General features: G+C 33.6%; 6 protein-coding genes and 2 pseudogenes. 6 read left to right on the top strand and 2 right to left on the bottom strand.

Going from position 1 to position 12,535, the window contains the following annotated elements; all coding sequences use genetic code 11:
- The first annotated feature begins 20 nt into the window (after positions 1 to 20).
- The 4 genes and pseudogenes from LS64_RS02745 (at position 21) to LS64_RS02735 (ending at position 3,261) form a co-directional block, all read left to right on the top strand.
- A complete protein-coding gene (locus LS64_RS02745; protein ID WP_034572101.1) occupies positions 21 to 1,193 on the top strand; it encodes an HNH endonuclease in 1,173 nt (390 codons plus the stop codon).
- Positions 1,190 to 2,248, top strand: a pseudogene (locus tag LS64_RS13070) (DNA cytosine methyltransferase); the annotation flags it as partial. The gene LS64_RS02745 and the pseudogene LS64_RS13070, both read left to right, overlap by 4 nt.
- A gap of 45 nt (positions 2,249 to 2,293) precedes the next feature.
- Positions 2,294 to 2,947: a DNA-methyltransferase gene (locus LS64_RS13065; RefSeq protein WP_237416360.1), complete on the top strand. Its 654-nt coding sequence runs from the start codon at positions 2,294 to 2,296 to the stop codon at positions 2,945 to 2,947.
- A 128-nt stretch (positions 2,948 to 3,075) separates the two neighbouring features.
- The gene (locus tag LS64_RS02735) at positions 3,076 to 3,261 is read left to right on the top strand and encodes a hypothetical protein (protein ID WP_034572103.1); all 186 of its coding nucleotides are present in this window, start codon (positions 3,076 to 3,078) and stop codon (positions 3,259 to 3,261) included.
- Between the two features lie 302 nt (positions 3,262 to 3,563).
- Here the strand turns inward: LS64_RS02735 and LS64_RS12320 are convergent, their stop codons facing one another.
- Both LS64_RS12320 and LS64_RS02730 read right to left on the bottom strand, forming a co-directional pair.
- Positions 3,564 to 3,719 carry a hypothetical protein gene (locus LS64_RS12320; RefSeq protein ID WP_160659364.1) on the bottom strand — a complete coding sequence of 52 codons (156 nt, stop codon included), beginning with the start codon at positions 3,717 to 3,719 and terminating at the stop codon, positions 3,564 to 3,566.
- Positions 3,707 to 6,610: a TonB-dependent receptor gene (locus LS64_RS02730; RefSeq protein ID WP_034572105.1), complete on the bottom strand. Its 2,904-nt coding sequence runs from the start codon at positions 6,608 to 6,610 to the stop codon at positions 3,707 to 3,709. Before LS64_RS02730 ends, LS64_RS12320 begins: the two co-directional genes overlap by 13 nt.
- A 283-nt stretch (positions 6,611 to 6,893) precedes the next feature.
- On the opposite strand from LS64_RS02730, the gene metX reads away from it, so the two are divergent.
- Together metX and LS64_RS13060 are read left to right on the top strand one after the other, a co-directional pair.
- Positions 6,894 to 8,132, top strand: coding sequence for a homoserine O-acetyltransferase MetX (gene metX, locus LS64_RS02725; protein ID WP_081948325.1), 1,239 nt, complete (start codon positions 6,894 to 6,896; stop codon positions 8,130 to 8,132).
- 2 nt (positions 8,133 to 8,134) lie between these two features.
- Positions 8,135 to 12,454 (top strand): annotated as a pseudogene (locus LS64_RS13060) (efflux RND transporter permease subunit); the annotation flags it as partial.
- Between the last annotated feature and the right edge of the window lie 81 nt (positions 12,455 to 12,535).

Below are 12,535 nucleotides of genomic sequence, written 5' to 3'. Positions count from 1 at the left end.
CTTTAAAAGGATAAATACGAATGTATAAATTGAGTGAATTATTACAAAATAAACATTTAGATTCTGCTCTTTTTGCATTTTTTAACACAAGATTAGATAGAAAGATAGAATCTTTTGAATCTTTTGTAATTAGCTCGACTTATCAATTAAGCAAATTTTATGAAATAAATGAAAAAGAAAAACTAGAATTTTTTATACAAACAAATAAAAATTTATCTAAACTCTCAAATCTAGATTTTAGTGGTAAATTTGGCAAACACGAAGTTAGAATCAAAAATGATTTAAACTATACAATAGATGAATATTTTAATGCCTTATATAAAAATATTATTTTTTTAGGTTTTAATAATTATGATTCTAAAGAATTTGAAAAAGCCCTTTTAAATGCGATTTTTATGCTAAATGGAAGCCCTGATTTTAATCGTAATTTAATGGCTGTTGATATTTGCTCAAATTATTGCACGAAAAATTATTTTTCAAAATATTTTAAACTTATTTTACATTTAAATCAAAATTTTTTGAATCTAAATTTTAGAGAATTGCAACCGCAATTTACAAATAATGAACGTAAAAGAAATATGCAATTTCGCGTAAATCTAGCCTATTTTTACAAAAATATGCAGAATCTAAATATTTATAAAATAAAACTTTTAGAATCTAATAAAGAAAAAATAAAACCTTTATCACAAAAAGAAGAGAGTAGTAATGAAATAATAAAACGATTTGAATTTTATAATAATTTGATTCTAAATAAACAAGCTATAAATATTGATAAACTACGCGAAAGACTAGGCTTTGAAAAAAATAATATAGAATCTAAAAATGTGCGAAATGCAAATATTATACTTTTAGCTAGAAATCTTTTAAAAGATGAATGTGTGGGTTGTTTGCATAAATATGATATTAAAGATAGGAGTTTTAAGACAAGACAAGGATTTTATTACCTTGAAATTCATCATAATGTAGCGTTTAGTTTTAATAAGAATCTTTGTGATGATATAGATAATTTAGTTAAACTTTGCCCTACTTGTCATAAAGCCTTGAGTAAAAATAGGGCAGATGAAAATTATCAAAAAGAAATTATAGAATCTATTTTAAAGCATTCAAGCGAAGCAAAAGACTTTGCAAAAGCTATAAGCAAAATAGAAAATGATGATGAATTAATAGAATACATTTATGAGACTTTAGCATGAAATATAAGATACTTGATTTATTTTGTGGGGCTGGTGGATTTTCTAATGGCTTTATGATGAATGAAAATTTTGAGTGTGTGTTGGGCGTTGATTTTGAAGATTCTGCCTTGCAAACTTTTAAGTTTAATCATTTTAAAACTCATTTTATTTGCGGTGATTTAAGAGATAAAAATATAAAAAATGAAGTAATAAAGTTAAGTAAAAAGCTTGGTGTAAATATGATAATAGGAGGACCTCCTTGTCAGGGCTTTTCATTAAAAGGAAAAAACTTAGGGCTTTTAGATGAAAGGAATTTTTTATTTAAAGAATATTTAGATATTGTAAAGATTCTAAACCCTGAAATCTTTGTGATTGAAAATGTAAAGAATCTAATTACTTGTGAAAATTCGTTTTTTTTGAATGAAATTATAAATTATGCTAAAAATTTAGGTTATAAAGTTAGTTACGATGTGCTAAATGCCTGTGATTTTGGTGTGCCACAAAATAGACAAAGAGCCTTTATAATCGCTAGTAAAACAATAGAATTTGATTTTTCTAAGCTTAAAAAACAAGAAAAGATAACTATTAAAGATGCTATTAGTGATTTAGCATATTTAGATTCTAATGAGGGCGAAGAGATAAGCAAATATATAAAAAAGGCTCAAAGTGAATATCAAAAAAGACTAAGAGGAACTAAACTCTATAATCACAAAGCGACAAATCATAAACAAATAGCCATTGATAAACTAAAGATGATACCAAAAGGGGGAGGAAAAGAGAATCTGCCAAAAGATTTACATGGAAAACAGCAATTTAAAACAACTTGGGGTCGTTTAGTGTGGGATGAGATAAGCCCTACGATTGATACAAGGTTTGATACGCCAAGTAATGGTAAAAACTCACATCCAGAGCTAAATCGCTCAATTACACCAAGAGAAGCAGCAAGACTACAAAGCTTTAGTGATAATTTTAGATTTTTAGGTAGTAAAACGCAAATTTGCAAGCAAATAGGAAATGCTGTCCCACCGCTACTAGCTAAGGCGTTAGCAGATGAAATTATAAATCAAAGTAAAAGTTGTAATATTATTTTACTAAATGAAAATTGTTTAGATTCTATAACAATGCTAAAAAAAGAAAAGATTATATTTAATGCGATAATTACTGACCCGCCCTATAATATTTCCAAAGAAAATAATTTATCTACAATGAAAAATAAGCGTCAAGGCGTGGATTTTGGCGAGTGGGATAAAGATTTTAATCCTTGTGAATGGATAGAAAAATTTATCCCTTTTATACATAAAGATGGCTGTATTATTATTTTTTGCTCTTACATTTATCTTAGTTTTATTATAAAAAAATTAGATTCACTAAATTTTATAACAAAAGATATTTTAAAGTGGGAAAAATCTAATCCTATGCCTAGAAATATAAATCGTAGATATGTGCAAGATAGCGAATTTGCTATATGGGCTGTGCGGAAAAATGCAAAATGGACTTTTAATAAGCCTAAAGATGTGCCATATTTAAGGGCTAGTTTTAAAACGAGCGTTGTAAGTGGCAAAGAAAAAGTAAAGCACTCAACGCAAAAAAGTTTGCAATTAATGCAAGAAATAATAAAGATTCACACAAATCTTAATGATTTTATTTGCGACCCATTTATGGGTAGTGGCACGACAGGCGTGGCGTGTAAGTTATTAAATCGAAACTTTTTAGGTATAGAAATAAATAAAACTTATTTTAATATTGCAAAAAATAGGATAGATTCTATTCTGTAATATTGAGTGAAACAAAATTGTTTTAAGGCTTTTAAATCAAAAATTAGATTCTAAATCTAGTTTGCTATATAGAATAAAGTAAAATATTCGCAGCACAAAAGCTAATAGCAAAAGAGCATAGAGAGCGGATGCTAAGTCTTGAATCTAGCTTTAATGATTATGCTTTAGCTTTACAAAACGCCGATAGCAGCGGCATTTACACAACATTAAATAATATAAATAAACTTTTTGGCAAAGAGTTAAAAATCAAAGATTTAGAGGATGTAAAAACAATCTTGCAAAATGAAAACCGCACCGGCCTATTAAAATGGTAGATTCTAAGCAATCACCTATGATAATTAATGTTAGAAATTTCCTTGCTTTTATCTAGAAAACAATAATATTGTGGGATTTTATCTAAGAGTATTTTTTTTGCCATTTGCGTATTTTTTAAAAAGATTTTTGAATTTTTTAAGGTTATAAAAAGAACGGAAACAAAATTCAATATCTTCACTTGCTGCATTTGGGAAAGATTTATCAAAACGCAAATTTTTAATACTACTAGCTATAAAGCTAAGATTGCAAGTTGTAGCGTAAAGTAGTAAATCATTGTTAGATTCTATAGAATCTTTTTTATTTATTGTATTTGGATTGCTTGAATTTTGCTTTGCAATGATAGCGTGAGTTTGTAATTGCGAGACTTGCTTGTTAAGTCGTGGTAATCTAAATTTCCTAATTTTTTAGAATCTTTTTTTTTGCTAGATTCTAAAGTGATAAGGGTTAGAATTCCCACTTGGCTTCAAGGTAGTAGCTGCGACCCATTGCCGGGTAGTAGTAATAGCGGCTTTGATATGTTTTGTAGAATGTATCTAGGATATTTCTTGCTCCTAAGCTTACTTTCCATTTATTCCATTTACCACCATTAAAGCCATAGGTTAAGCCTAAATCCATTAGAAAATATCCGCCCTTATTCATTACGCTATATATTTCATCGCTAGTTTGCGGACGCGCAGCGGTGCTATTTGTAGGATTTCTCCCACTGCTTATAAATAGGCTATAAGATTCTCCTGTATAGCTCATCTGCACTAAGCCGCTTAGGATATGTTTGCTAGAGCGGATTATATCTCCCTCGATTTTAAGAGTGATTTTCCACTCTGGGACATAAGGCACACGGCTACCTTCTAGGGCGAAATTTGCCACATTAGTATTAGCCGCATAAGATTCCATTAATGCCCTATCAGCCTTATAAATATTAGTCCAAACATAGCCGATAGATTCAGCCAAACGCACACGATTATCAATAAAGCTTTGATTACTTAGTATCTCAAATCCAGCTCTTTGCGTCTGCCCTATATTTCTATACAAAAATGAATTTGTCCCACTTGTTTGATTTAAAAAGATTTCATCAAATGTATGTGTGTAATATGTAGTAGCGCTAAGATAGATTCCATTTACCCAAAAGTTATCAAATTTATAAGTATCTTTTACTCCTATTTCAAAAGTTAGATATTTTTCAGGTTGTAAATTATTATATGTATTTCTTATTAGATTTTTAGTGCCTGTTCCTGTTGGGGGACCTTCACTTCCCCCTTGATTAATTTCATTTTCAGGGTCAGCATCTATCATTTGAAAGGGAGATGGACTTATAAAGCCATATTCTAACCGCGAAAAAACATAGCCATTTTTATAATAATTATATTCAGGAGAAATCTCTAACGCATAAGCAAATCTATGTGTTTTAATATCAAAATTTGCAGAATCTAGATTCCCTGTATCCATATCTGGCATTACGCCATTTAAGGATTCATCTTTAGTAAAATCGGCTCTTTGATTATTTGTTACACGATAAAAGCTATACTCAATTCTAGCGCCACCACTTACATTTAGATTCTCTAACACATCATATTTATCATAAACATAAGGGCTAAAGGCGTATTTAAACGCAGAATTATCCGCATTTGTCGTTAAATATGCTTTGCCTAGACCTGGCAAAATACTACCCCAGTCAGCTATTACTGCATCCATTTGCAGCTTTCTAATAGCATAGCCCAAAGTATTATCTAGCCCTGCTAATAGCATATTTTTATCACTCTCTAGCTTGTATTTCATATTTAGCCCACTATTATGATTATGAAAGTAGCTGCCTGCTAAATCGCTATACATAGTCGGTAACATCCCATCTTTATAGTAGTTTGTATAATTTATAAGATTCATATTATGATAAAGAATTATATCAAAGGTGCTAGAATCATTTATAGCAAGGTTATATTTTAGTGAGTTATTCATAGAGTGAACGTCCATTCCTACAAAGTCCATATCTATGGTATATCTACGTTCTTTTAAATCTACATAGTCCATAGGAAAAAGAGAGCCTGTATCAGCAGTCCATCTACATACGCCTGTTGTAGGATTGCAGGATTGTAGTAAAAATGGCGGTTGTGATTTATCGCTCTCATACGCTGGGTTTGCCATAATGCGTCTATTTCTAGAATCTAAATATGTAGGTATACGCTTTAGTCTATTATATGCGTAGGTTGTATTAAATTCTAGTCGTTGAGATTCTGTAATATTATAGTTTAGTCCAAAGTTTGCGTTAAATTGCAAATTATTATCGTGGTAATTTAAAAATGTAGCATTTTTAGTCTCACCTAAAGGGGAAGTATCACAGCTAGGATACCAAGCCTGTCCTTGTGTAGCACTAGGTAGTTCACCATTAGCACCCGGCACATAGTCTGGACATTGTTGGTCTTGTGTTGGAGCAGATATGGAATAACTAGAAATTATAGCTGGTGGTTTAATATTAGTATTTCTAGGTCCCGGGATATAACCCACACCCACACTACCATACAAAAATATAGAATCATTTAGCTTTTTACCGCCATTTATACTAAGACTACCACCTTGCAGTCCTAAGGCTTCCGCACTACTACCTTTTAGTGAGACTTTTAGATAATCTTTATCAATCTTTTTAGTGATGATATTTACCACACCGCCACGACTACCGCTACCATATACCACAGATGAGCCACCAGGTAGTATCTCAATGCCCTCTACATCTTCTAAATTTAGATTATTGAAACTTGCCACACCGCTAATCGTATCTAAGGAATTTATCGGCACACCATTTACTAGGATTTTTACAGCGCGATTACTATCCTTGCCCTGCCCACGCAAGTCAATATTACGACCAAAGCCAGAATCTACGAAATTCACAAATGGCTGATGCTCTAAAGCCTGCTCTAAATTTTGATAGCCTTTATTGCTAATTTCTTCTTTTGTGATTGTGATAATATTTTTACTCACATCTTTGTCAATGTCGCTATTTATGGTATTTGCCGTTGTTGTAACCTTATTTAGCTTGTAAGATTCTATATCTTTATTAGAATCTTGTAGTGTGCTAGATTCTGCAATATCTGCTAGTGTTAGGACCTTAGATTCTATATTTTCCGTCATGTTGAGCGAAAGCGAAACATCTACGCTATTTTGTTTAGAATCTTTCATTTTAGATTCTATATTCTCGTCATTGCGAGATTTTTGTGAGCGAAGCGAATAAAAATCGTGGCAATCCACACCATCGCATTTTTTAGATTCTATATTTTTAGAATCTTTTTTCATTACTTCTCTAGATTCTATAGAATCTTTCAAACTAGATTCTATCTTTTTAGAATCTGCCCCAAACGCCACGCCACAGCATAACGATATATATATATATATATATATATATGCCTAAAATTTTAGCAACCTTAAAACCCATAAAGCCAACCTTAAAATTAAAATCATATTATTAAAAAATTTAATAACAAATATCATTTTACCATAATTTGATAGAATCTAACTTAGATTCTAAATCTTGCTAATTTTCATAGAATAAATTTTACACATAGTAACAAATACGCTCAAAATCTCCTAACTTCCTTGCTATAATTAAAAAATTTTTACTTTTTTGTGGTATTTAAAGGCGTGATTTATGTGTAAAGATTCTAAAAATATTGCTAGGCAAAATAACGATTCTAATATAGAATCTATTACGCAAAGTTCTAAAAATCCTAACTTTATAGAATCTAAGCTCCAAGATTCCAAACTAAACTTACAAACCCACACTAAGACTTTTACAAGTGCGCTTTACCTTACTTCTGGTCGCATTTTAGAGCCGACAAGCATTATTTATGAGACTTATGGTGAGCTAAATGAGAATAAGAATAACGCCATTTTGGTAATGCACGCCTTAACAGGCAGCCATCACGCCGCTGGGCAGTATCCGCACGATAAAAAACGTGGCTGGTGGGATGATATGATAGGCAGTGGGAAGCCGATAAATACGGACAAATATTTTGTGATTTGTGCGAATGTTATCGGGTCGTGTTATGGCTCTACGTCGCCTATTAGCCCTGTTTTTGGCAGCTTTGGTGATAACGATTATTATAGATTTAAGTTTCCTGTGATTACAATTCAAGATATGGTAAAGGCGATTAAGATTTTGCTAAATTCGCTTGGAATCGAGCATTTAAGAGCGGTTATCGGTGGCTCGATGGGGGGTATGCAGACGCTCTCTTTTGCCATTTTATACCCTAAGAGTGCCGATATGTTCATTCCCATTTCGATGAGCTATGAAAGTAACCCGCAAATTATTATGATAAATAAGATTATGAGAGAGATTATCATGCTAGACCCATCTTTTAAAAATGGGAATTATGAAATAAATTCTGGAATCTTGCCAGAGTTTAAAGGGCTGCAAGTAGCACGTATGCTAGGCTTTTCACAATATATTTCGCTTACTACAATGCAGAAAAAATTCGCCCGAAACTATGTCGCAAATGACGGCGAGTTCGACATTTTAGGGCGATATGAGATTGAGCGATATTTGGATTATAATGGTGCAAATTTTGTGAAATATTTTGACCCACTTTGCTATCTTTATCTCATTCGTGCATTAAGTATGTATGACGCTTCGCTTGGCTTTGACTCGCTAGATTCTGCACTTTCGCAAATTAAGTCGCCGCTGCATTTAATCACTTTTAGCGGTGATAATATGTTCCCTATTAGTGAAATGCAAGAGCTAAAAGTGCGCCTAGATTCTATGAATCGCCCAGCTACTTATCACAACATTCAAAGTGATTACGGACACGATAGCTTCCTTGTGGAAGTCGCCAAATACGGCAATCTAATCAATGATTTGATAGAATCTAAAGTGAATTTTAAGGGCTAAAAATGATAGATTCTATAATCACTTGGAGTTGTAAAAATAGGGTTGTAGTCGTGGTTTTTACCGCTATAATGAGCCTATTTAGCCTTGCAGTGTTGGAAAAAATTAAGCTTGATGCACTGCCTGATTTAACGCCGCCGCAAGTTGTTTTGCAAGTTGAGTTCCCAAATCAAAGCCCAAAAATTATCGAAGAGCAAATCGTGTATCCTTTGACACGCAATTTATTAGCGATTGCGAATGTGGATTCAGTTCGTGCGATGAGTGGGTATGAAAATGCGCTCATTTATGTGATTTTCAAGGATAAAACTGAGCTTTACTGGGCTAGAAGTCGCATTTTGGAGCAGTTAAATCAAGTGCAAAATCTGCCTAGTAATGCAAAAATTTCGCTAGGTAGTGATTCTACATCTGTGGGCTGGGCGTATCAATATGTTCTAAAAAGTGAAACTAATGATTTAGGTGAGTTACGAAGTTTGCAAGATTTTTACTATAAATATGCACTTTTAGGAATTGATGGTGTGAGCGAAGTTGCAAGTATAGGTGGCTTCATCAAAGACTATGAAATCACGCTTGATAATGATAAAATTGTGCGATATGATTTGAAAATTAGCGAAATTATCGATGCGATAAAACTTGCAAATAACGAACGTGGCGGGGGTGTGAGCCTTGAGGGCGGCTTTGAGAAAATCATACGCGTAAATGGCTATGTGCAAAATGAGCGTGATATTGAGAATCTTATCATAAAGCAAGTCGGCGATGTGCCTTTGACTATCGGCGATGTGGGCGTTGTGACGCTGAAACCTGCGCCGCGCCGTGGGGCTGCCGAGCTTGATGGCAAGGGCGAAGTAGTCGGCGGCATTGTGATGGTGAAATATGGTGGGAATACTTATGAGACCTTGCAAAAGATTAAGGAAAAAGTTTCGACTTTGAATGCTTCTTTTATGAAAAATTCTAAAAATGGTAACTTAGATTCTAAAAAGTTAGGGAATATGAAATCTAAAAATATTAATAATTCTATAGAATCTAGTTTTCAAGATTCTAATAATGTTATAGAATCTAATTTGCAAAATATGCAAGATTCTAAGAATAAAGATTCTATAGATTCTAAGAATAACGCAAATTCGCAGGATAATTTTCCTTTAGATTCAATGTCCCGCCCTGTCCCACCCACTGAAAATTTAAAGGAAAATTATCCTGCGAATTTGCAAAGTAATCAAAATACTGAATCTACTAATTTAGATTCTAAAAAGTTAGAAAATATGGAATCTAAAAATGCTAATGATTCTATAGAATCTAGTTTTCAAGATTCTAATAATGCTATAGAATCTAATTTGCAAAATGCTGTGGATTTTAAGAATAAAGATTCTATAAATTTGCAAGATTCTATAAATTTGCAAGATTTTAAGAATAATGCAAATTCGCCCTTTGAATCTGCTCTAGATTCAATGTCTCGCCCAGTCCCACCCATTAAAAATATAGAGCAGATTCAAAGGGCGAATTTGTCATACACACAAGATTCTAAAATATTACAAAATATAGAATCTAGATTCTATAATAATATTGAATATACTAATTTAGATTCTAAAAAGTTAGGGAATATAGAATCTAATTTGGAAGATTCTAATAAATTACAGAATCTAGATTCTAAAAATGTTATAGAATCTAACCTATCGCCCACCCACCACCCTATTAATAAAAAAGATTCTAAAATATTACAAAATATAGAATCTAGATTCTATCAAAACGCTGAATTTAATAATTTTAATTTAGTAAAGTTAGCTAGTTTGGAATCTAGTTTTTTGCAAAATACGCACTTGCAATTTGCTAAACCAGCAATTTTTACAACTAATGCAAATTTTAATAAAGATTCTATCACTTTGGCAAATATAGAATCTAGTTTGCAGAATCTAGATTCTAAAAATAGTAATTTAGATTCTAAAAAGTTAGGGAATATAGAATCTAAAAATACTAATAATTCTATAGAATCTAACTTGCAAAATATGCAAGATTCTAAGAATGATTCTGTGATTATTGAGCCTGTTTATGATAGAAGTGAGCTGATTTTGAGTGCGGTTTTGAATTTGCTAAAGACGCTTTTTGAAGAGTGCGTTATCGTGCTTATCGTATGTGTTGTTTTTTTATTGCATTTTCGCTCGGCTTTAATCATTATGATTACCCTGCCGCTTTGCGTGTTATTTACATTCTTATTAATGTGGGTTTTTGATATTGAATCTAGCATTATGAGCCTTGGGGGCATTGCCATTGCGATAGGAGCGATGGTGGATGCAGCGATTGTTATGATAGAAAATGCACATCGCAATTTAGCTAAGGGCAATTCATCTCGTGTGCAATTAGATTCTATAAATTCGCAGGATTCCATAGATTCTAATTTACAAGAGAAGTCGCACAAATCTCACTCCTTGCAATCTATTCCCACCCGACCACCCTTTTTTAAGACTGAAAGTAGTGAGATTTGTGCGACTTCTCCTAAAACTAACGTGGATTCTAAGAACAACGCAAATTCGCAGGATAATTTTCCTTTAGATTCAATGTCCCGCCCATACCCACCCACTGAAAATTTAAAGGAAAATTATCCTGCGAATTTGCAAACTAATCAAAATACTGTATCTACTAATTTAGATTCTAAAAAGTTAGAAAATACAGAATCTAAAAATTCTAATAATTCTATAGTATCTAATTTGCAAAATTCGCAAGATTCTAAGAAACAAGATTCCATAGATTCTAATAATTCTACAATAAATGAAAATATAGAATCTAATCACCTGTCGCCCACCCACCGCCCTACTATTAATAAATCCACAGAATCCACCCGCCAAAGCATAATCCTAAAATCCGCAAAGCAAGTTGGTAGCCCCATATTTTTCGCCCTTATCATTATCGTTGTTTCGTTTTTACCCATTTTCGCCCTTAGCGGTCAAGAAGAGCGACTTTTCTCCCCCTTAGCTTATACCAAAACCTTTGCTATGCTTATCGGCGCGATGCTCTCAATTACGATTGTGCCTATCCTTATGCTATTTTTTATCAAAGGCAAAATCCGCAAAGAGAGCGAAAATCCTATCAATAGAATCTGCATAAATATCTACAAAATCGCATTAATCAAAGCCCTAAATTTCAAGTATATTTTCCTTGCTATTTGCGTGTGTAGCACTCCTTTTTTTTATTTTATCTACAAAAATCTAAGCTGGGAATTTATGCCAAAAATAAATGAGGGCGTGCTGATGTATATGCCTGTGAGTAACGCTTCGCCAAACATTGAAACAAGCGTGGCTTATCTTAAAAAAGTAGATTCTATAATAATGCAGTTTGATGAAGTGGAGAGCGTCTTTGGCAAGGCTGGGCGCGCAAATACAAGTAGCGACTCTGCGCCGCTAAGTATGCTAGAAGTCTATATCCATTTGAAACCGCGTGAAATGTGGCAGGATAAAAGCCAAACTAACGAGCTACTAAGAGATAAGCTAGAATCTGCCCTGCAAATTGAAGGGCTTACAAACTCATGGACTTACCCCATTCGCGGTCGCACGGATATGCTGCTGACAGGCATTCGCACGCCTTTGGGGCTAAAGCTTTATGGGAATGATAGGGCGACTTTAGAGCGGCTGTCAATAGAGATTGAGACGCGACTAAAAGGGCTAAATGAAAGCCTAAGCGTCTTTGCGGAGCGCGCAAACGCGGGGTATTATATCGATATAAATTTTGAAGATTCTAAACTTGCTCGTTATGGCATTTCGCGTGGCGAGATTATGGACTTTGTAGGCTATGCTGTGGGTGGGAGTGAGATTTCGCGCATGATTAAGGGCGTGGAGAGCTATCCTATTTCTGTGCGGCTAGATTCTGTGAGCCGCGATGATATAGAATCTTTGCGTGAGATTTATGTGAAAACGGGGAGTGGATTCTATCCTTTGGGTGAGCTTTGTGAGATAACTTTAAGTCATGGGGCAAGTGAATTGAAAAGTGAAAAAGGTTTGGGCGTAAATTACATTTACATTACGCCACGACAGGGGGTTAGCGCGTCTAGCTATAAGGATGCGGCTTTGCAGGCGTTGAGCGGTTTGGAGTTGCCTAGTGGATATTATTATGAGTTTAGCGGGGAGAGCGAATATCTGCAAAAGGCGATGGATACTTTGAGCTACATTGTGCCTTTTTCTTTGCTTTTAATTTTTGTGCTAATTTTTCTAGCTTTGAAAAATCTTAGCTATGCGGTTTTGTGTTTTGCGACCTTACCATTTGCCATTTGCGGCGGCATTTTAGGCATTGATTTAATGGGATATAATCTTAATATCGCTGGAATTGTCGGTCTTTTAGCCCTGCTAGGCATCGCAAGTGAGACTAGCATTGTGATGCTTTTATATTTGGAACAGAGTTTCCAAAGTATGATTTTAGATTCTAAA

The organism is Helicobacter saguini, assembly GCF_000762875.2.
Lineage (GTDB): Bacteria > Campylobacterota > Campylobacteria > Campylobacterales > Helicobacteraceae > Helicobacter_A > Helicobacter_A saguini.
This window is presented reverse-complemented; position numbering and strand designations above follow the sequence as displayed.

What these genes read in the sequence shown, in the direction of transcription:
- LS64_RS02745 (WP_034572101.1), top strand. Translation starts at nt 21, where the DNA reads ATGTATAAATTGAGTGAATTATTACAAAATAAACATTTAGATTCTGCT.
- LS64_RS13065 (WP_237416360.1), top strand. Translation starts at nt 2,294, where the DNA reads ATGCTAAAAAAAGAAAAGATTATATTTAATGCGATAATTACTGACCCG.
- LS64_RS02735 (WP_034572103.1), top strand. Translation starts at nt 3,076, where the DNA reads ATGCTAAGTCTTGAATCTAGCTTTAATGATTATGCTTTAGCTTTACAA.
- metX (WP_081948325.1), top strand. Translation starts at nt 6,894, where the DNA reads ATGTGTAAAGATTCTAAAAATATTGCTAGGCAAAATAACGATTCTAAT.